The 21064-nt window shown below is 62.9% G+C and carries 20 protein-coding genes; 7 read left to right on the forward strand and 13 right to left on the reverse strand.

The annotated features are described in order from the left end of the window. Together SE91_RS18730 and SE91_RS18735 are read right to left on the reverse strand one after the other, a co-directional pair. The coding region (locus SE91_RS18730) for an iron-sulfur cluster assembly protein (protein WP_156490022.1) at positions 1–238 on the reverse strand (238 nt) is incomplete at its 3' end. Between the two features lie 53 nt (positions 239–291). Beyond that, positions 292–729, reverse strand: a complete 438-nt coding sequence (locus SE91_RS18735) for a VOC family protein (protein WP_061851195.1) — start codon at positions 727–729, stop codon at positions 292–294. 197 nt (positions 730–926) lie between these two features. On the opposite strand from SE91_RS18735, the gene SE91_RS18740 reads away from it, so the two are divergent. The 5 genes from SE91_RS18740 (at position 927) to SE91_RS18760 (ending at position 5962) form a co-directional block, all read left to right on the forward strand. After that, a complete protein-coding gene (locus SE91_RS18740; RefSeq protein ID WP_061848628.1) occupies positions 927–1799 on the forward strand; it encodes an NAD(P)-dependent oxidoreductase in 873 nt (290 codons plus the stop codon). A gap of 99 nt (positions 1800–1898) precedes the next feature. Continuing rightward, the gene (locus tag SE91_RS18745) at positions 1899–3374 is read left to right on the forward strand and encodes a sodium:proton antiporter (RefSeq protein ID WP_082813752.1); all 1476 of its coding nucleotides are present in this window, start codon (positions 1899–1901) and stop codon (positions 3372–3374) included. 161 nt (positions 3375–3535) lie between these two features. After that, positions 3536–5131, forward strand: a complete 1596-nt coding sequence (locus SE91_RS18750) for a sensor histidine kinase (RefSeq protein ID WP_061851197.1) — start codon at positions 3536–3538, stop codon at positions 5129–5131. A 44-nt stretch (positions 5132–5175) separates the two neighbouring features. Continuing rightward, positions 5176–5379, forward strand: a complete 204-nt coding sequence (locus SE91_RS18755) for a DUF1289 domain-containing protein (protein ID WP_061848629.1) — start codon at positions 5176–5178, stop codon at positions 5377–5379. A gap of 28 nt (positions 5380–5407) precedes the next feature. After that, on the forward strand, positions 5408–5962 hold the full coding sequence (locus SE91_RS18760) for a TIGR02281 family clan AA aspartic protease (protein ID WP_008553000.1): 555 nt from the start codon (positions 5408–5410) through the stop codon (positions 5960–5962). Positions 5963–5968: 6 nt separating this feature from the next. Here the strand turns inward: SE91_RS18760 and dusA are convergent, their stop codons facing one another. The 8 genes from dusA to SE91_RS18800 form a co-directional block, all read right to left on the reverse strand. Further along, positions 5969–7000: a tRNA dihydrouridine(20/20a) synthase DusA gene (dusA, locus tag SE91_RS18765; RefSeq protein WP_082813753.1), complete on the reverse strand. Its 1032-nt coding sequence runs from the start codon at positions 6998–7000 to the stop codon at positions 5969–5971. A 263-nt stretch (positions 7001–7263) separates the two neighbouring features. After that, complete coding sequence (locus SE91_RS18770) at positions 7264–7728, reverse strand: hypothetical protein (protein WP_061848631.1); 465 nt, start codon at positions 7726–7728, stop codon at positions 7264–7266. Next, positions 7712–8629: a DUF2950 domain-containing protein gene (locus SE91_RS18775; protein WP_061848632.1), complete on the reverse strand. Its 918-nt coding sequence runs from the start codon at positions 8627–8629 to the stop codon at positions 7712–7714. Before SE91_RS18775 ends, SE91_RS18770 begins: the two co-directional genes overlap by 17 nt. Next, entirely contained in the window at positions 8626–10284 is a 1659-nt protein-coding gene (locus SE91_RS18780; protein WP_061848633.1) for a DUF3300 domain-containing protein, read from the reverse strand. Before SE91_RS18780 ends, SE91_RS18775 begins: the two co-directional genes overlap by 4 nt. A gap of 218 nt (positions 10285–10502) precedes the next feature. Further along, positions 10503–12386, reverse strand: a complete 1884-nt coding sequence (locus tag SE91_RS18785) for a sensor histidine kinase (RefSeq protein ID WP_061848634.1) — start codon at positions 12384–12386, stop codon at positions 10503–10505. A gap of 131 nt (positions 12387–12517) precedes the next feature. Beyond that, positions 12518–12892 (reverse strand): hypothetical protein, encoded by a 375-nt coding sequence (locus SE91_RS18790; RefSeq protein WP_245318477.1) that lies wholly within the window; start codon positions 12890–12892, stop codon positions 12518–12520. A 58-nt stretch (positions 12893–12950) separates the two neighbouring features. Continuing rightward, on the reverse strand, positions 12951–14183 hold the full coding sequence (locus SE91_RS18795; RefSeq protein ID WP_061848636.1) for an HlyD family secretion protein: 1233 nt from the start codon (positions 14181–14183) through the stop codon (positions 12951–12953). Further along, on the reverse strand, positions 14176–14598 hold the full coding sequence (locus SE91_RS18800; protein WP_061848637.1) for a hypothetical protein: 423 nt from the start codon (positions 14596–14598) through the stop codon (positions 14176–14178). The genes SE91_RS18795 and SE91_RS18800 overlap by 8 nt, the downstream gene beginning before the upstream one ends. 164 nt (positions 14599–14762) lie before the next feature. On the opposite strand from SE91_RS18800, the gene SE91_RS18805 reads away from it, so the two are divergent. Together SE91_RS18805 and ppk2 are read left to right on the forward strand one after the other, a co-directional pair. Beyond that, entirely contained in the window at positions 14763–15215 is a 453-nt protein-coding gene (locus tag SE91_RS18805) for a hypothetical protein (protein ID WP_008553024.1), read from the forward strand. A gap of 21 nt (positions 15216–15236) precedes the next feature. Continuing rightward, entirely contained in the window at positions 15237–16037 is an 801-nt protein-coding gene (gene ppk2, locus SE91_RS18810) for a polyphosphate kinase 2 (protein WP_061848638.1), read from the forward strand. A gap of 43 nt (positions 16038–16080) precedes the next feature. Here the strand turns inward: ppk2 and SE91_RS18815 are convergent, their stop codons facing one another. From SE91_RS18815 to SE91_RS18825, 3 genes are read right to left on the reverse strand one after another with little or no spacing between them, the layout of a single operon-like run. Further along, positions 16081–16515: a hypothetical protein gene (locus tag SE91_RS18815; protein WP_061848639.1), complete on the reverse strand. Its 435-nt coding sequence runs from the start codon at positions 16513–16515 to the stop codon at positions 16081–16083. A gap of 23 nt (positions 16516–16538) precedes the next feature. Then, a complete protein-coding gene (locus SE91_RS18820) occupies positions 16539–18239 on the reverse strand; it encodes an aspartate:alanine exchanger family transporter (protein ID WP_061848640.1) in 1701 nt (566 codons plus the stop codon). A gap of 18 nt (positions 18240–18257) precedes the next feature. Then, positions 18258–21011 carry a decarboxylase gene (locus tag SE91_RS18825; protein ID WP_061848641.1) on the reverse strand — a complete coding sequence of 918 codons (2754 nt, stop codon included), beginning with the start codon at positions 21009–21011 and terminating at the stop codon, positions 18258–18260. Positions 21012–21064: the final 53 nt, after the last annotated feature.

Below are 21064 nucleotides of genomic sequence, written 5' to 3' on the forward strand. Positions count from 1 at the left end.
CGGCGGTCAGCGCCACCATCACGGTGGTGACGCCTGGAATGGCACGGACGGCAGCCTCGGCTTCGGCCCGGATGGGCTCCCAGGCCCGCGCCTCGGTGGCATCGACGTTGATCGAGAAGAACACCTTGCCGTCGGAGGCGCTGACCGCGCTCAGCACATTGGCGTTGGTGAGCGCGACCCCGCGGGGCGACTTGATCCTGGCGAGGCTGTCGAGAACCTGTTGCTGCGTCACGCTCAAAGCGCATCTCCTAGAGTTGAGGATGCCCCATTAGAGCGGAAACGCCCAAAAGGCTACTGCCTGCCGATATCGTCGGCCATCTCCGCGGGCGCTGCCCCCTGCTCCCTGACCGCCTCGTAATTCAGCTCGATCATGACCCCGTTGGGGTCGTGCACGAAGATCTGCCAGAGGTCGCCGCCGGGCACCTGGCGGGAGTCGAACTTCATCCCCTTCGACGTCAGGCGCTGCTTCATGGCGTCGAAGCCGCGGCTGACGAAGGCGACATGGTGAACAACGCCGGAATCCGGCTTTTGTGGCTCGGCAGTCGGCGAAATATCGACCAGATGCACCACCGGCCTGCCCTCGCTGTACATCCAGGCGCCCGGAAAGGCGAAATTCGGCCGGGCGCCATTTTCGAGGCCCAGAACGTCCTCGTAGAAGCGGACCGTCTCGGCCAGCTTCCGGGTCCGGATGTTGAAATGATCGAGCACGCCCACGCTCACGTCGCCCAAATCCACACCCATGCCTTCGCTCCCATTTTTTGAGGTTCTTGAGGTCCGCCATCCTAGCACAGGGGAGCGCCAAACGAAGCCGTTGCCCTCCGGCCTCAAGGGTTTATGGTGCGGCCCAATCCGTCTCCAAGGCGGAACCAGGCGCCCTGCTCGCCCGGCAAGAACCGTAAACCCAAACTACGGACAAGGTACCATACATGGCTAAAGTCGCTTTCCTCGGTCTCGGCGTCATGGGCTTCCCGATGGCCGGACACCTCGTGAAAAAAGGGGGCCATGAGGTCACCGTCTACAACCGCACCGCGGCCAAGGCGAAGGAGTGGGCGGACAAGTTCGGCGGCAAGACCGCGCCGACCCCGAAGGCCGCGGCCGAAGGCCAGGATTTCGTGATGTGCTGCGTCGGCAACGACAACGATCTGCGCGCGGTCACGATCGGCCCCGACGGCGCGTTTGCCGGCATGAAGAAGGGCGCGACCTTCGTCGACCACACCACCGCCTCGGCCGAAGTCGCCCGCGAGCTCGATGCGGCCGCGACCAAGGCCGGCTTCAAGTTCGTCGACGCGCCCGTTTCCGGCGGCCAGGCCGGCGCAGAGAACGGCGTGCTGACCGTGATGTGCGGCGGTGCGCAGGATGCCTATGCCGGCGCCGAGCCGATCATCACCGGCGCCTATGCGCGGATGTGCAAGCTGCTCGGCCCCGCCGGAAGCGGCCAGCTGACCAAGATGGTCAATCAGATCTGCATCGCGGGCCTCGTGCAGGGTCTCTCAGAGGGTATCCACTTCGCCAAGAAGAGCGGCCTCGACGTCGCCGCAGTGATCGAGACCATCTCCAAGGGCGCGGCGCAGTCCTGGCAGATGGAGAACCGCTACAAGACCATGAACGAGGACAAGTACGATTTCGGCTTCGCGGTCGAATGGATGCGCAAGGACCTCTCGATCTCGCTGGCCGAAGCCCGCCGCAACGGCGCCAACCTGCCGGTGACTGCGCTGGTCGACCAGTTCTACTCCGAAGTGGAGAAGATGGGCGGCAAGCGCTGGGATACGTCGAGCCTGCTTGCGCGCCTGCAGCGCTGATCTATCGGCGCTCGCAGCATCAAACTTCGTCGCGACTTCGGCCGCGACGAATTCCAAGCGGGCGTAACAACCATAGCATTCGGGGGAGTCTTGCTTAGCATGATCGCCGCCATCCTTGTCGTTGCTTTTGTCGGTGTTACCGGACATAGGGTCTTTCAGCGGCGCTCTCTCTTCCTCACGAGCCTAGTCTGCCTTGCTATTCTGATCCTGGTTGCGTCGCCTTCGCCGGCGCGAGCCGCATCGCTCGACGGCGCCAGCATCGGCCCGCAATGGGCGCTCCCATTCGCCGGCATGCTCCTATCGATCGCGATATTTCCGCTCGCAGCACCGCACTTCTGGGAACAACATCAGGGCAAGATCGCCGCGATGTGGGCTGCCCTGATCGTGTTGCCGTTCGCAATCTGGTATGGCTCGCTTCCGACCATCCAAGCGCTCGTTCATACCGCGCTGCTGGAATATATTCCCTTCATTCTGCTGCTCCTTGCGTTGTTCACCGTGGCCGGCGGAATCGTGGTGCGTGGCAATCTTCACGGCTCTCCGCTGCTGAACACGCTCCTGCTCGCATTGGGCACGCTGCTCGCAAGTGTCATCGGCACGACCGGCGCGTCGATGGTCATGATCCGGCCGGTGATCCGCGCCAACGACGACCGGCGGCACAATGCGCATGTCGTCATCTTCTTCATCTTTCTGGTGTCCAACATCGGCGGCTCGCTCTCACCGTTGGGAGATCCGCCCTTGTTTCTGGGATTCCTGCGCGGCGTCGACTTCTTCTGGACGACGACGCACCTGTTCCCTCAGACCACGTCCGCGGCCTGGATCCTGCTCGCTTTGTTCTTTTGCATCGACGCTTATCTTTATCGCAAGGAAGGCCGCGTCAAACCCGACCCTACTCCGGATAATCCCTTGCGGATCAACGGCGGCCTCAACTTCGCTCTCATGGGGGTAATCATTGCCGCGATCCTCGTGAGTGCCAAGCTAGACCTCGGCGGGTTTGACGTCCTCGGCACGCATCTCCAGGTGCAGAATCTTCTGCGCGATGCCGTGATGATCGGCGTCGTGTTCGCATCCCTTGCGGTCACGTCGAAGGAGGACCACGACGCGAACGGCTTCTCTTGGGGCCCAATGATCGAAGTGGCAAAGCTGTTCGCCGCCATCTTCATCACCATCATTCCCGTGCTTGCGATTCTCAACGCCGGCCGATCCGGTGCGTTTGCTCCCGTCGTCAACATGGTCACCAATGCCGACGGCACACCGAACAATGCGGCCTATTTCTGGTTGACGGGCCTGCTCTCATCTTTTCTCGACAATGCACCGACCTATCTGGTCTTCTTCGAGCTTGCCGGGGGCGATGCCAATCATCTGATGACGAACGGCGCCCTGACCCTTGCCGCGATTTCGGCCGGTGCCGTGTTCATGGGCGCAAACTCCTACATCGGCAACGCCCCCAACTTCATGGTGTACGCGATTGCGCGAGCAGGTGGCGTCGCAATGCCGGGCTTCTTCGGATACATGGTTTGGAGCTCCCTCCTGCTGCTGCCGGTCTTCGCGTTGGTCACGCTCGTTTTCTTCAGGTGAAGGGCCGCGGGTCCACCGACCGCGGCGGCCCGGACGGAACATCAATTAACGCCGGGTTAACGTAATTCTTTAGCTCCTTAAGGCACCTCTTAAGGATTTCTTGCCAGAGATAGACAATGCAGAAGGCCCGCGTCCGGCGTGGGCAGGAATCGTGTTGCTTGATGAGTAACCCCGCTGAAAAGCCCGAGGTTGTGCAGCTTCCGGCGGAGCCGGTGAGCGCTCCATCGGCGAGCAGCCGAAGGGCTGCGGCGCAGCGGGTGCGCGAGGCGCGCGACAGGTTAACGTCGACCAGCGGAACCCGGCCGGCCTTCGACGCCGAGATGCTGCGTCAATACGCCCAGACTCGGCTGTCGGCTTCCTATGTCGTGATGCTGCTGGTCGTCGCAACCGGCGTGCTGTTCGGGGTCTGGATGCAGCCGATCCCGGCCGCGGCCTGGACAGCTGGAATGCTCTGCTTCCATGCCGCCATGATCCGCAGCTGCCGACGGTTCCTGACCGAACCCGCCTCTCCTGCCGCGACGCGCGCGTGGCGGACACGTTTCGTCGTGCTCGACCTGCTTTATGGCCTGTGCTGGATGGCAATCCTGATCCATCCCGTGCTCGACATGGTCACGGAAACGCTGATGATGTTTCTGATGCTGCTGGTGATCGCAGTATCGAGCATGCTGGCCGCCAATCTGCCGATCGCCGCCGTTGCCGCCACCATGCCGGTCGCTGTCGCGATGGCACTGAGCTTCGTGATGACGGGCTCGCTGGACAATTACATCCTGGCGGCGCTCGCGGTCGCGGCCGAGGGCTATTTCGTGCTGCTGGCCCACCGCCTGCACTCCTCGACCTTCGCCACGCTCGAGGCGCGCGCCGAGAAGGACGCGCTGATCGGCGAGCTCGAACAGGCCAAAGCAATCTCGGACGAAGCACGCCACCGCGCCGAATCCGCCAACGTCGCCAAGTCGCGCTTCCTCGCGCAGATGAGCCACGAGCTGCGCACGCCACTGAACGCCATCCTCGGTTTTTCCGAGGTGATGAAGAGCGAGATTTTCGGCGCACATGCGGTTCCGGTGTACAAGGAATATTCCGCCGACATTCACAATTCCGGCGTACACCTGCTCAATCTCATCAACGAGATCCTCGATCTATCCCGGATCGAAGCCGGCCGCTACGAACTCAACGAGGAAGCGGTGTCCCTGGTCGGCATCGTCGCCGACTGCCACCATTTGATGAAGCTGCGCGCGTCCAGTCGCGGCATCACCATCCACGAAGTGTTCGAGCAAGCGATGCCGCGGCTCTGGGCCGACGAGCGCGCGATCCGCCAGGTCGTGCTCAATCTGCTCTCCAATTCGATCAAGTTCACTCCGCAAGGCGGCGAGATCTGGCTCAAGGCGGGATGGACCGCTTCGGGCGGACAATATCTCTCGGTGAGGGATTCCGGCTCCGGCATCCCCGAGGACGAGATTCCGGTCGTGCTGGCCTCGTTCGGCCAGGGCTCGAACTCGATCAAGTCGGCGGAACAAGGCGCGGGCCTGGGCCTGCCCATCGCCAAGAATCTGATCGACCTGCATGGCGGCACGTTCACACTGAAATCGAAGCTACGCATCGGCACCGAGGTGATCGTCACCTTCCCGCCGGAGCGCGTGATGAGTGCGCTGGCACCGCTGTCGGACGATTCCCCGCCGCTCCAGCCGGAAAGTTCGCTCGTTCCTGATGAGAAGCGCCGGCCGCGCCACAAGCCGATCATGAGCGCAGGCACGGGGTCTTAACGAGATGCTTGCAGACATGCCCGACCATCCCTCACTATATCCGTATGAGCAAAGACACGCCGTGCGTCGCCGTCTGCATCATCGATCCCAAGTCCAAGCTGTGCTTCGGCTGCGGCCGGACCTTGCCGGAGATCGCGCGCTGGCACGCCATGGACAGCGCGGAACGGCTGGCCGTCATGGCGCTATTGCCGGCCCGGATGAATCAGGCTGGCCTCACGCCGATCGCGGCATTGCCAAGGCGCACCTGACGGGCACGCGCACGCGGGGAGGCGTGCGATGATCCGCTTCCTGCTCGTTCTCGTCATGCTCGCCGGCACCGCAGGTGCGGTCGTCGCCTATGGCGATCCCGACCAGATCGCGCGGGCCAGCCACAAGGTCTCGCACATCTTCCGCGCGCCGACCGCCGCGCCGGCTCCCGCCGTGCATATCCCGCGCGGCCAGGGCGGCGAGTTCGCATTGCGCGCCAAGATCAACGGCGTGGCTGCACCGATGGTGATCGATACCGGCGCGACCTCGGTGGTGCTGACCTGGGAAACCGCAAAGGCGATCGGGTTGCCGCTCGATATGCTCGAATACGACGTCGACCTGGAGACCGCCGGCGGCCACACCAAGGCCGCCCGGCTCACGCTCGACCGTCTCGCCGTCGGCAAGCTGGTGGAGAAGTCGGTCCCGGCCCTTGTCGTGCAGCGCGGCCAGATGAAGACCAATCTGCTCGGGATGAGCTTCCTCGACCGCCTGGAGAGCTGGGGCGTGCGCGCGGATACGCTGATGTTGACGGGGTATCCGGAGCTCCAGCGCAGCTCCCGTCGCACACGCGCGGCGGTCAACTAGACCAACCTAGGCCGCCGCCTCCGCAGGGGCACGTGCACCGACACGCGCGATCGCGTCGCGCAGCACGGCGAGACCGGCGCCCGGCTTCACCCCCTGCTCGGCGAGATGCCGCCGGAATGCGCGCGCCCCCGGCACGGCGTGGAATGCGCCAACGAAATGCCGCGTAATCGCGTGCAGCCGGGTGCCACGCGCCAGTTGCTCTTCGATGTAGGGCATCATCGCCTCGAGCGCCTCCTGCATGGAGGTGTGCGGTGCCGTCTCGCCGAAGATGTCGTCATCGACGCCGAGCAACCGCCACGGCTCCTGGTAGGCCGCGCGGCCGAGCATCACGCCGTCGACGTGCTCGAGATGCGCCTTCGCCTCTTCGATGCTCCGGATGCCGCCATTGATGATGACGGGCACATCAGGCATCGCGTGCTTGAGACGATAGACGCGTTCATAGTCGAGCGGCGGGATGTCGCGGTTCTCCTTCGGCGACAGGCCGCTGAGCCAGGCCTTGCGCGCGTGCACGATCAGCGCATCGCAGCCGGACGCCACCACCGCGCGCGCCAGCGTATCGAGCGCGACCTCGGGATCCTGGTCGTCGATGCCGATGCGGCACTTCACGGTGACGGGAACGGCGACCGCAGCCTTCATCTCCTCGACGCATCGCGCCACCAGTTCCGGCTCGGCCATGAGGCAGGCGCCGAAGCGGCCATCCTTCACGCGGTCGGACGGGCAGCCGACATTGAGATTGATCTCGTCATAACCAAACGCTTCGCCGATCCGCGCGGCCTGCGCGAGTTCGTGCGGATCCGAGCCGCCAAGCTGAAGCGCCACCGGATGCTCGCATGCGTCGAATCCAAGCAGCCGCTCCCGGTCGCCATGAATGATGGCGCCCGTGGTCAGCATCTCCGTATAAAGCAGCGCCCGTCGCGTCAGGTGACGGTGGAACACCCGGCAATGCCGGTCAGTCCAATCCATCATGGGGGCAACGGAAAAACGATTATGTCGAAATCTCAATGACTTACCTGTGATAAGAAGCTGCGGCTTGAGCATTGTTACCCGCACCTCCTAGCGCTTTGTAACACCGTCCTCAAGATCGCTTTTCCTGCGCCGTCGGTTCATAGATGTCAGGCATCAGGGTGGACAATATCGATGACAGATGCTGCAGTCAGAAGAAGCTCGCACTGCCGCTCTGGCGCGGCTGCTCGTCCATGCGGTGCGTGTTCGCAAAGTTGGATTTCAAGCTCGCGAGAAGTGAAGATTTAAGGACAGTGCTCTCGACTCTCACGCTTCGGTCCGCGCACCCCTCCTGAGCCTCACTTCAAGGCGATCGTGATCTGACTGATGTTGGCCGCCAGCTCGAGCCCCGCCTTGGGGCCTTGCAGCACGATCGTCACACCCTTCTCGTTGCGGAGATGGACGCCGTTGACGCCGCCGACCAGAGCAAAACCGCCGCCGACCGAACTGTAGGTGCCGGCAAAGTCGCCGACCTCGCGGATCCCCGAAGCCCAGCCATCGAGCCGGCCGACTGTCGCGCCGACCGTGATGCCGAAGCTCAGGCCGCTGATCTTGAACGGGTAAGACTTGCCGCGGTAGGTCAACACGCCACTGCCAGCGCCGCCGCCGACCACAAGGCCGGCCTTGACGATCTTGGCCCTGACCTGGCCGGACGCCTGCGCAAAGGATGGTGTTGCCGGCGCAGCCAACCCAAGCGCCAGCAACAGGAGCATCATCAGCCGAAGTGCGCGGTGGCGCCCGCGCCGCTCAGGGTTTTGCAGCATCGACCTTCTTCCAGGTCTCATCGGGATCGAACAGCGTGGTCCGCTCGGCGACGAATGCCGTGCGCTTGCCAAGGTCTTTCTGGTAGACGGTGCCGGCGTGATTGACCAGGAAGGTCATGATGCCCGAATTGCCATACTCCGCCGGCCAGGCGATCAGGGCAAATCCGCCGATCATTTTGCCCTTGACGACGTAGTTGAGCGCGCCGCCAGGCGCATCCCGACCCTGCCCCTTGAGGATGCGGAAATAGTAGCCGTGATAGGGCGCAGGACCGACGTCGCCGGCGCGATAGCCTTCCTTCGAGGCCTCGGCCGCCAGCGCGCCAAGCGGGCTCGGATCGTTGTCGTCACGCCAGAACAGGCCGTCCTTCTTGCCGGGCGAGGAGACGATGCGCTGTGCGTAGATGCCAGCGCCCTCGCCGCGGTCCTTGTCGGCATATTCATTCTGCGCGTCGACGAAGGCGAGCGCGGTCTGGATCGCGTCGAGCTCGTTGCGGCCGATGCGACGGCGCAGCACCTCGATGCGTCCCTCGGCGGTGTCGAATTCCCAGCCGCTCTTGGTGTTGACTAGCGGAATCGGGAACGCGAAATCGTCCGGCCCGAGCATCAGGGTCGCGGTCTTGTTGCCCTCGGCCTTGATGGCGTGCTTGGCGTCATACATCGAGGTGAAGCGCTGGCGGATGTCATTGTCGGCGATCTCGTCGCCGGAGGAGACGATGTCGTCCGCGGCCCTGCCCAGCACTTTCAGGATGTCATCCGGCCCGCTCTTGACCGCAGCCGCGAGCGCGGCGGCCGCGTCCTCCGGCGTCTTGAAGGACTGCTGCGCCTGTGACGCAGAGCCGAGCAACGCCAGCGCCACGAAACCCGGCAACATTGCGCGACGGAATGATTTCAAGCCGGTCATGGCGTCGCCTCCGCAGGGATCTTCGCGCCGCCGGCGAGCCAGTCGCCATAGCTGCGGAATGTCAGGCCGAGCTTTTCGTAATAGACGCGCAGATATCCATCGCTGCCGCGGGTTACCGCGGCTGGCATCACCTGCTCGACCTCCTGCGCCATGACGCCGACATAGGCCTTGTCGCTGCCGATATAGCTGAAGCGATAATAGCCGAGGCCGTTTGAGAGTTGACCGAGCAGGACGACGTCATGCTTCAACGCAATGTCGGAGCGCCGGCCGCCACCGCCGCCTCCGCGGAATCCACCGCCGCCACCACGCATCGCCATTCCGCCACCACCGCCGCGGCCGGCAAAGCTCGGTCCACCGCCGCCACCGCGTGGCATGCTGGCCATGCTGGCGCGACCACGCGCGGACGCTGCGGCTGCCGAGCGGCCGGAGGAGACATTCATGGCACCGCCGCGATTGCCGCCGCCGCGGTTGGCCGCAGCACCGCCGCCGGCGCGGTTGGCGGCCTTGGCGCGATCTCCGCCGCCTTTGTTTGCAGCCTTGGCCCGGTCACCACCACCCTTGGCACGATCGCTGGACCCAGCGCGATCGCCGCCGCCGGGCCGATCGCCGCGGTTGCCGGCACGATCACCCGCGCGATCGCCCGCACGATCTCCTGCGCGGTCACCGGCGCGATCGCCTGCCCGATCTCCTGCACCTTGATTTGGACGCAACACCTGGTTGCCGTCACGGCCGCGGAAATCCATCCGATCCGACACGCCGGCCTTCAGATTGTTGTTGCCGAAACGCTGCTGAACATTGCTGTTGTTGTAGCGCACGCCGCCGCGATGCGCCGGATTGTGCTGCCAGCCGTTGCCGATGTTAGTGGTGCGGTGATTGACGTAAACGTTGCGATTGCCCCAGTTGCAGCCGCCGCCCCAGTAATTGCCCCAGCGTCCGATCGCCCAGGCCGTGCCGAACGCCAGGCCGGCCGCGACCATGCCGGCACCGATATAGGACGGGTAGCCCCAGTAATAAGGCGGATACTCGGCATAGGGCCAGCTCCCGTAGACCGTCGCCGGATCGTAATACGGCACATACATTTCCGCAGGATTGGCCTGCTGGATCACGACAACCTGCTTGCCCTCCTGAGACTGGACACTGACCTTCTGCTGCTTGGTCGTGACCAGCTTCTTGTTGTCATAGGCCTTGTTGCGCAGGCGCTGGATCGCATCCATCACGTCGGGCTGCTGAGCCAGAAAGGCGTCGCCCAGCTTTTTGGTCCAGTCGAGCTGGTCGCTCATCATGGTCAGAACATCGGCAGTGCTGGCCAGCGCCTTGACGCTGTCATCCCAGGCCTGCTTGTCCACCTCCGTCTTCAGCGCGTCACCTTTGAGGGCCTTGCGCTCCTTCAGCCAGCGATCAGCCTGCACCACCTCGAGCGGATAGGTCGAAGCGGCCAGAACGTTCGCAAGGAGTTCGTCCGGATAGAGCGCGATCGGCGCCACGAGAGCCTCGAGCTGCTCGGGCTTCAGAAGCTCCGCCGACGGCGCGGGCTGGCTCGCCGGCTGCGCCTGCGGAATCGGGGCCGCAGGCGGCGTTGGGGTCTGCGCCGTTGCAGCGACCGAAGTCGCCATTATGAACGCAAGCGCCATCAGGATCTTGCCGCAGCGAAACATCACATCCTCCTTCGGACTTTCAGCTTCGGAAGATCGAGCCGGATCGGACGCGTTCGTTGATCAAGATCAACGAAACGAAGTCGTCGAGACTGCTGCAGCGCGAGAGCAGAGCATCATTCGATCAGTTCCGCATCCATCAGGAGCCGACATCATGCAACTGCGAAAGAGAGACGGTCCCGGCCATCGAGAGGCTTGATCAAGATCAAGATATCGCCCGTTCAGCGCGCGACCGGAAGCCGGATCGTGAACAGGGCCCCGCCCGCGGCATGGGTTGCCGCGGCGATATCGCCCTGATGGGCCTCGATGATGGTCTTGACGATCGCAAGTCCCATTCCCATGCCTTGCGGCTTGGTTGTGAAGAACGGATCGAAGACCTTGGCGAGGTCGGTCGCGGCTATTCCAGGTCCGGTATCGGTGATCCTGATCTCGGCGTGATTGCCGGCACGAACGGTTGAGACGCTGACTTCGCGCTTATCGGCATTTGCATCGGATACCGCATCCATTGCGTTCATGATCAGGTTGAGGATGACCTGCTGGAGCTGGACCGGATCCCCCTTGACATCAAGATCAACCAGGACAGGCGTGTAAATCAATGCGATGCGGCGCCCATCCGCCACGGCTTTCACGAGCCCGATCGCTTCGCGGACGGTGTCGTTGAGCTCGATCTCCTTGACCTCGAAAGGCGTCTTTTTCAAAACGGAGCGCAGCCTGCGGATCACCTCGCTGGCTCGTTGATCGTCGCGCCTGATGTCAGCGAGAATCTGACGAACCTCGTTGATGTCCGGTGAGTTGGCGCGCAGCATGAGCTCCGCCGTTTCGGCGTTGGTCAGAATCGAGCCAAGCGGCTGGTTCAGCTCGTGGGCGATTGACGTCGTCAACTCGCCGACGGCGGAGTAGCGATTGGCGTGAGCGAGTTCGGCGAGGCGCTGGCGCGATTCAACCTCGGCAAACCGCCGCCGCCGACGCTCGTGCAGCAGCCCGCTGATGAGACCGGCCTGCACCAGAAATACGGCCGCGATCATCAACATCTGCCAGCGATAACGTTGCCAGATGTTCGGCTCCCGAAACAGGATGGCGCTGCCGGGAGGCAAACGGCTCTCGCTGATGCCCCAGCGCTGTAGTTCCCGCCAGTCGTATCGGGGCGCAGCAAAGCCGATAGGCTCATAATTGATGCTTCCCGGCGTCGCGCCGCCGAGGATACCGATCGCGGCGCTAACGGTCCTTGAACTCGTTTCTGTAATCAACTGCATCGGTCCGCCAACGGTGCTGTCACCGAAAAACGGCTCCGCATAGGAAAAGATCGGAGCATTCGCGACCGCATGCAGACTTCGCAGAGCAATGTCGCTCTCGTGAACGACCCCAGCCGCATCGATCGACATTAGCCCCCAGAATAGCGCGCTGTGTGCGGGGAGCTTTGCTGCCCGCTTCAGTATGTCCTCAAATGACAGATCCGAATACCAGACCAACTCGACCCGCGCGTCGAGAGGCTTCAGCTCCCGTTTCACCTCTTCCAACCAGAACTTCTCCAGGGGCGAGGCACCAATCACCACTGCAACCGACTTGGTGTCCGGCAGAAGCTGCAGGATGTGCTCGAATGCGATCAGGAAATCATTGCGGACTGCAACGATCACGTCGTTGCTACTCAGATTGGCTCGGTCAACCAGTCGATGTTCGACCACCGCATGAATGAGCGGGGTGTCGGGGAACAGTTTCGCCCGATATCTCTGCGCAAACCGGGCCGCCGGCGCGCCGATGCACAAGACAATGTCGGGCAATGCGCCCTGGTACAACGAGTGCAGATACTCGACGAAAGGCGCCTCGGGACCGGGATTGTTGAAACGCGCTGTGAGCAGCGCGTGCTCCTGGATGTCGAGCGGCCATGGCGATTGCCGCTCGAGTTCGGTCTTGATGTCGCGCGCATACTCGCTCCACGGCCGAAACTCGCGGCCGAAGGAGTGCAGGATCAGCACCCGTTTGAGCTCGCCGCGCCGGCTTCGCTCGACGGCGTCGGCGCGCACAGGTGGCAGGCACACGACCACGAAGAGGCCGAGGGACAACAGCGCGGCCGCGGCTCGCCACGACCTGACTGAACCAGTGCACATACGCCCGCTCAACCTCCATTCCCGCAGCTTCGACGGCTGCTTTCCAGGGCATTCTAGCGGGAATCACGACACGCCGACAGTCCGCAACCCGACACATGTTGAACATGTGTCAAGACCAGCGCATCTTCCCGCTACTGAGCCGGGCAACGGTGATAGCGGATTTCCATATCCTCCATGCCGGGGAACTGTCGAACGAGGCTGTTTGTATCGAGCTCTTTCAGGCTGAATTGAACGCTGGAGAGCATCATGTCGGTGGCGCAGGCGGCGATCAGGTTAACGTTCGGCCCGCTGTCCTTCCTCGCCTTGATCCGGCAGCGTGCGAATTTTCCGATGATCTGATCTCCATCGACAATGAAGCCGCCGCCATAAACATCCGACATGTCGGTGAAGCCGAGCTGGGCTCCCTTGCGCGCGAATACCTTGGCGCAGTTGTCGGCACCGGTCGCCCATGCGCCGTTGAGCTCGAGCGCATTGGCGCTGACAACCGTGACGACGAGCGAGATCATCGTCATACCGAGCGTGGCTAATTTCCTTGAACCCATCTGATCGTCCTTCTCTCGCCGCTCAATGCCCGCTCAGTACCAGCGTTTGGATCGGCAGCAACAGCGCCTGGATACGCAGCAGCAGCGCGTGGACGAGGCCGACGCCGTCCACGACATGGAGCGCGATCTTCCGGCTTGTCGAGGTACCCTTGGCCGAGATCTCCTCGTGATTGCTGGTATAGGCATTGACGATGCAGCTCGAGCCCGGCGTCACCCCGTCGAGGCCGCCTTTGTAAAGTGGCTCCAGAAATACGAGGATCGTGCCGGGACGGACCGCATTCTGCGGATCGATGAGCTGCTCGCCGGAGCGGAACTGTCCGGCCGCGATGTAATCCTGCACCGTCGTGATCACCATCGGGATGATCACCCATGGCCTCGAGATGCAGGTCGCTTCCGCCACCATGCCTGTCTTCATCACCTGCGCCTCGATTTGGCCGAAGCCGGCCTGCAGCGCCTTGCGGCCGGCACCTTCGGGCACGAGAACGCCCGCCGGGCGCATCAGCTGATTGACGACATCGCCGGTCCGAACCAGGAACTGCTCCACTCGTCCGTCGACGCCGGCGCGTACAAAGGTTTTATCGAGGTCGACCTGCGCCTGAGCGAGTGCGGCTTCCGCGCTGGCCTTCTGCGCGGGCAGCAAAACCGACAGCTGCAAGGAAGCGGATTGCTTGGCGGCCGCCGCGGCATCGATGCCGGACTGGCGCTGGTCGACCAGGACCTGGAGCTTGTCAATGTCGCGTTGCGGAACGATTCCGGGATTGCGGCGCTGGAGCTCGCTCTTGACCTCAAGCTCGTCCTTGGCCTGCTGGTAATTGGCTCTCGCCTCCCCGACCTGGGCCTCCGCTTTCACGACGTCGGCCTGCGCCGTCTGCATCGCCGCATCGACCTCTGCCACCTTTCGCCTGGCGGTTTCGACGGCGGCCTGCTGCTTCGAGCTGTCGAGCGTGAACAGCACGTCGCCCTTCTTGACCGGCGCGCTGAAGCCGACCTTGACCTCGTCGACGCGGCCGGACCCCTCAGGCAGGATCGGCACGGTGCGGAAATAGAGCGTCGCCGACGACGTCGCCGGATGGAAGTAGAAGATCATGGTGATGAGCGACACCGTCAGCATCAGACAGCCGGTGATGCCCCAGCGCAGCTCATACCAGATCGAAAAGAAGGTGATCTCCTTGCCGAGGCGCTTGCCCTGGACATAGCGGCGGTAGAGATAGTCCGGCAGGATCGTGACGAGGGAGCAGATCAGGAGCTCAAGCATGGCTAGGCTCCTTCTCCTTGGCGAACTCCGGCTTTTCTGCTGCCGCCGCGGCAACCGCAACGTCGCTCGCGGCCTCCTCGCCGCCGCCCGGCGTCGCGTCGGCAATCTTCTCTACCGATCCGGCGATGCTGCGCAGCGGTGTGCCGAAATCGGGCAGATCGATCATCGCCAGCAGCAGCCCCGCAATCCAGAAGATGTGCATGTGCGTGAACAGCGAGATCAGTCCGAGCACCGCAACGAGTTCGAACTGCAATTTCTGCGACTTGTGCGCCATCCGCTCGGGCAGGCTGTGCAGCTTCCAATAGAGCGTACCGACCCAAAGTATGGTGCCAATCAGGAAAAACCCCATCACGACCATCAGCGTGTCGGTGCCGCTACCCGGCGCGAGATAGAACGGCAGATGGTGCGGAGCCATTGGATGAAGCTGGTCGCTCAAACGTCTCTCCCGATCAGCGAAAATGCACTTTTGGTACTCTGTTCGGGCAGTCTCGCTGTTTGCTTGATTTGAATCAAGAGAACGCCTCGTGCCCGACCTAGCGTTTTCCCTTGCTAAATGGATAATCATCAGGAGCCGCAAGCATGCCGGGCCTCGACGATCTCATCCCCAACGCCGCACAGATTCGAAAGGAAGCTGCCCTCAAGGAGGCTGAAAAAGCGGACGAATATGTCCGCCTCGCAGCAGCGGCCGACGCCGAGAAGCGCGCGCTCATCGAGCGCCTGAGCAAGCCGTCCGGCAAGAGCGAGGAGGAGAAGATCAAGCTCGCCTCAACTATCATTCAGCGTGCCGTGCGAAACGGCCTGACGGAAGTGCTGGTCTATCGCTTCCCCAACTCGCTTTGCACCGACAAGGGACGGGCCATCAATCAAATGGAAAAGGGCTGGGAGAACACTCTGACCGGAATCCCCAAGGAGATCTTCCAGCTCTGGACCGATTATCTGAAACCGCGCGGCTATCGCATTTCCTACCAGGTGATCGAATTTCCTGGCGGTGTGCCCGGCGATATCGGCGTGACCATCTCCTGGGACGAATGAAGCGCGACAGGAGCGAATGGCATGGCCAAGGACGCGCCTGCGGAGCGGATGAAGCGAAAGGACTACGAGAAGGAGCTTGGAAAGCTTCAGGTCGAGCTCTGTCATCTCCAGGATTACGTGCGAGAGAACAAACTGCGCGTCATCGTCCTGTTCGAGGGCCGGGACGCGGCCGGCAAGGGCGGCACGATCAAAGCGATCACCGAGAAGGTCAGCCCGCGCGTGTTTCGCGTGGTCGCCCTACCCGCACCGTCGGATCGCGAGAAGACTCAGCTGTTCTTCCAGCGCTACATGGAGAAATTTCCCGCTGCCGGCGAGATCGTGATCTTCGACCGGAGCTGGTACAACCGTGCCGGCGTCGAATATGTCATGAACTTCTGCACTCCCGCGGAACACGAACGCTTCCTCAACCTCTGTCCGCAGATGGAGAAATACGTCATCGACGGCGGCATCATCCTGATCAAGATCTGGCTCGAAGTCGGCATGGACGAGCAGGAACGCCGCTTCAAGGCCCGGATCGACGACCCTGTCCGGCAGTGGAAGCTCAGCCCGATGGACCTGGAATCATTCCGGCGTTGGTATGATTATTCACGGGCGCGCGACCTCATGCTGAAGAAGACGAGCACGAAGGACGCGCCCTGGTACATCATCCGGTCCGACGACAAGCGCAAGGCGCGGCTGAACTGCATCGCCCACCTTCTCGGCGCCATTCCCTACAAGCGCATCAAGAAGGACAAGATCAAGCTGCCTAAACGATCCGACAAGGGGCGCTACGACGACCAGGCTGGCCTGAAGTACATGAATTTCGTGGCAGAGCGCTATTGAGACGCAGACGGGCTGCGGTGACGCAGCCCGTCGCTCCTTCGGTTCACTTGAGTCGGATCGTAACGCCGCCGACCGCAGCCGATACTTCCGCGCCGACCCTGGGGCCGCTGAGCTGAAGGATCACACCATTGCCGTTCTGCAGCTGAACGGCACCGGCCCCCGCGGCGATCGCCCCACCGGCTCCGCCTACCGCATAGGAGCCTTCGATAGATGCCGGCCCCTTCAGATTGAGCGCCCGACCGACGAACTTCGTGGTCGACGCCCCGATGGTGAGGCCCACGCTCATGCCCGAGACCGTGAACGGGTATTTCTTGCCGCGGTAGAACAGAACTCCCTCTCCGCCACCGGCCCCGACGATGAAGCCACCCTTGGTGAAGACGACCGCAACCTGGCCGGTATCGGCACGCGCCTGCGTGCTGATACCGAGAGTGGCTGTCGTCAAGGCAATCAGGACGGCACCGATGGCAACTTTCCTCATGATGTTTCTTTCTCCTTTTGTGGTCATTGCGCCAGGATCATCGCGAAGTAGCCGAAGATCGTCAGGAGGATGCCCGAGACGGCATAGCCGACCGGGAATCCGATCCAGGGCACCGAGCTCTGGATCTCGACTGCGGCTTCGCGGCACGGGCCGGAATGCGACCGCGCGCCGGCGACGCCGCCCATCAGCACGGCGGGATTGATCTTGAAGACGTGGAAGCCGATCGCCCAGACGATGAAGGGCGGGATCGTGCAGGCGATGAAGCCGACGATGAAGATCTTCAAGGCGATCGCGCCGGTAAGCTGCGACAGCAGTCCTGCGCCGGCATTGACGCCAACGATGGCGACGAAGACGACGAGGCCGAGATCCTCCAGCACGTTCCGCGCCGCGTTGGGCGTGTTGCCGAAGAAGCGCAGCCGCGACACGATCGAGGACACGATCACGCCCGACAGCAGGAGGCCGCCGGCATTGCCGAGACCGATCTTGGCGCCGAATGCCGGAAACTCGATCATGCCGATCAGGAAGCCGATGATCATGCCGACGGATAGGGTCAGAAGATCAGTCGACGTATTGGCGCGCGCAATCCGGCCCCACTTCTCGCCGAGCTCGTTGACTGCTGATTTCAGGCCGACCACGGAGACGATGTCCATCCGCTCCAGTTTGGTCTTGAGACCGGCCGGAATCTGGACGCCACCGCGCTCAACCTTGGTGACCTGCAACTGGCCCGCGATCGCCGTGTCGCGGAAGGACTCGAATGTCCGCCCCACCATCTCCTTGTTGGTGACGAGGATATCCGCCTGGTCCATGGGAATGCCCAAGGTCTTGGCATCCGCAACCTCCGGGCCAATAAGACCCATCTTCTCGGTGAGATGCTCGGTCGAGCCGCCGAGCGCGACGACGTCGCCCTTCTGCAGCACGAGGTCGGCATCGGCGCCTTGAGGCTCACCGTTCCGTCCCACATTGACGATCCGGTACTCGGGATTGATTGCCCGGAATTTCGCGATGCTCATCCCCACGGTGGCCGGGTTCTCCAGCCGGTACGCTCGCAGGCCGAACTGACGATAGCCGGTCAGGCCGCCGCCTTCGAGATCCTTGACGCCATATTCCCGCTCATACTGCTTCGCGGCAGCCTTGGCGTCGACGCCCCACCAGCGCGGCAGGTATTTGCAGATCAGGATGATGCCGACGGTGCCCCAGATGTAGGTGATGCCGTAGGAGAGCGCGATCATGCCGGAGGCTTCCTCGGGCTTCATGCCCTCCGGCAGCTTCACGACACCTGAGGTGACCGCCTGCTCTGCCGAGCCGATCGCCGCCGACATGGTCTGCGATCCCGCGAGCATGCCGCCGGCAGCACCTGGCGGCAGGGCGAAGAGCTTTGCACCGAGCACCACCAGTGTCAGGCCCAAAACGCTGGACACGACTGCGAGGAACACGAACTTGATGCCATCGCCTCGCAGGCTGTTGATGAAGGACGGACCAACGCGCAAGCCCACGCCGTACATAAAGAGGTAATAGAACAGGCTCTTGACGAAATTGTTTAGCTCGAGCTTCACACCGTAACTGGATGCCCAGACCGAGAGGCCTGCTCCCACCACGATGGCGCCGGCAACCATGCCGAGGCCATAACCCTTGACGTTGGCCCGGCCGATATAGACGGCGAGACCGACGACGAAAAACAGCAGCAGATACGGATACTGCCGCAAAAACTCAAAGAATGCCTGCATGTTAGTCCCCTCCAAGCCTTAGGATGCGGCCTTGAGCTTCGGCTTCGCGTCGGTCTTCGGTCGACCGAGTTTCGCCAAAGCTTCCGTGCGCACGAGCTTCAGGCCTTCCTTGGCGTCGTAGCCATGGATTTCCTTCACATCCAGCTTGCGCATGAAGTCGATGGTCTCCTGCGTGATGACCTGGCCCGGCACCATGATCGGGAAGCCCGGCGGATAGGGAATCACGAAGTTCGCCGAGACGAGCTCGGGGCCGGCCTTTAGCCGCTGATCGATCTCGGGATCGTTGAGGCGGATGTGCTCGCATCCGGCAACGTCATAGGCCGCGTAGAAGCCGCTGCGGATGTCGCCTTCATTGGTCTTGGTGCCAGCATCGCCACGGAAGCTCGGGTGGAAATGCGAGAAGTTCGGCAGATCCGGCACATCTTTCATCAGGCTCGTCACCCGTGCCTCGAAGGTCTTCCGAGCATTGGCGCCGCCCTGGGCAAGGCCGCGATCAATCTCGCCCGCGATTTCGGCGAGCACGCGGACGAGATGCGCCACGTCGCTGCGGGTGTTGTTGATGTTGGACTGGACCAGGACCGAGTTGCGGGAGGTCTTGTTGACCTGGATGTTGTACTCGTTGGCGAGAATGCCTTTGAACTGCGTCCCGTCATAACCGGCCATGCCACACACCAGCGTCATGCGGGTCGGATCGAGGCAGAACTCGTCGTCGTCCAGGCTCTTGAGTGTATTCGCCCAGTTGACGCCGGGAGCGAGGAAGTCGGTGAAGCCGCTCTGGCGGTATTGCGCCGGCACCATGGCGTCGGCACCGAGGATACGGAAATATCTCGAGATCAGAGGATTGCTGTTGACTGCCTGGCGGATCGCGAACGCGATCTCGATCGCATTGGCGACGAGGCCATAGCCTTCCAGCTCCATCTGCCGCCGCGAGATGTCGAGGCTGGCGATGAGCTGCTGGTTCGGGCTGGTGGAGGCGTGGGTGAACACCGCCTCCTTGAACTGCTGCTCGACCGTGTGGAATTCCACATCCTTGACCGACAACATCGAGCCCTGACGGATCGCCGACATCGACTTGTGGGTCGAATTGGTTTGGTAGACCCGGAGCCGGATCTGGCGCGGATCCGGGATCAGCCGAGTCTTGAGCAGCACCTCGTTGGACGGGCTCTTGCCGAGCTCGGCCTGCTGCTTCTCATAGACCGCGACCGACTTCGGATCGCGCATCCAAGCCTCGATCTCGTTGGCGGCGCCAAGGCCCGTGCGGCGGCGCAGGAACGGCGAGAACCGGGCAAAGCCGAACCAGGCTTCGTCCCAGAGGAAGATGAGGTCGGGCTTGATGGCAAGGCATTCCTCCATCACTCGGCGTGTGTTGTAGATGTGACCGTCGAAGGTGCAGTTGGTGAGATCGACCATCTTGACGCGGTCGAGCCGGCCGTCCGCCTTGGCGCCCAGCAGCGCCTGCTTGATCGTCTTCAGCGGTACCGCGCCGTACATCGAATATTCCGTCATCGGAAAGGCTTCGACATAGAGCGGCTGCGCTCCGGCCAGCACCATGCCGTAGTGATGCGACTTGTGGCAGTTGCGGTCGACGATCGCGATGTCGCCGGGCGCGAGCAGCGCTTGCACCGCCATCTTGTTGGACGTCGAGGTGCCGTTGGTGACGAAGAAGACGCGGTCGGCGCCGAGCGCCCTCGCCGCCTTCTCCTGCGCCTTCTTGATGTTGCCGGTCGGCTCTAGCATGCTGTCGAGGCCGCCGGTGGTGGCGCTGCTCTCGGCCAGGAACAGGTTCGGGCCATAGAACTCGCCCATGTCGCGGATCCAGTCGGATTTGAAGATCGACTTGCCGCGGGCGATCGGCAGCGCATGGAAAGTGCCGATCGGGCGTTGGGCGTATTTCTTGAGATTGTCGAAGAACGGCGTGTCGTAGCGATCCTGGATGCCTTCGAGGATCGACAAATGCAGCTCCAGAAGCTCTTCGACGGAATAGAAGATGCGGCGAACCACGTCCGCCTCGGGATTACCGGCGAGCTCCTCCACGTCGCGGTTCGAGATCATGTAGAGATCGAGCTCGGGCCTGACCCGCTTGATGATGTGGGCGAGCCGGAGCGCTGACGCGTCAGTTTCGTCGTTGAGGCCTGCCGTCGCCATGATCGAGCGCAACACCGGTGCATCATGCCGCGAACGCAAGCCGAAGCCCTCGTTGATGATGACAGCACCGATGTTCGGATTGAGCATCGTCGCACAGAACGCATCCTCCAGGCTGCCGACGATGACAGGTTCATAGATGAAGGCGTCGACCGGGCGCCGCAGCTTGCGCCATTCGGCCGCCAGCGCCGGCCATTGGCCCGGCGACACGCCGGTGACGATCAGGGTCTCGAAATAAGGCCGGCGTGCCACGTGGGCACCAAAGCTCGGCGGCACCAGTTCGGGCGCATCGCCGTTGCCGTCGTCCTGTGCGCTCCAGTCACCGGCGTGCTGGCGGAAGGACCGCGTTGCCAGCGCCTGGGCGATCTTCGTGGCAAGGGCGAACGAGGCCGCGCCGTCGCCGGCTGCCGCGGCTTCCCGCAGCGCCGCCATCAGCTGCATACCGGGATAACCGTGAAATTCCTCAGTGATCGAGAGATCGGCGAGTGCCGCGTCAAAGGCCGCGCGATTGCCGACCCTGGCCCAGGTCTTGGCGGCCTCGACCAGATCGCGCCAGTCGTCTGCCCGCGCTCCCGGCCCGGAAAAGAACTGGTCGATGCGCTTTTGCGCGGCCTTGGGCTCTTTGGACATGTGTCTCTCCCGATCCATGAGGGCAAAGGTGATGCGGGATCGTGAGTGCGGCC

Source organism: Bradyrhizobium sp. DOA1 (assembly GCF_001593325.1).
In the GTDB taxonomy this organism is placed as follows: domain Bacteria; phylum Pseudomonadota; class Alphaproteobacteria; order Rhizobiales; family Xanthobacteraceae; genus Bradyrhizobium.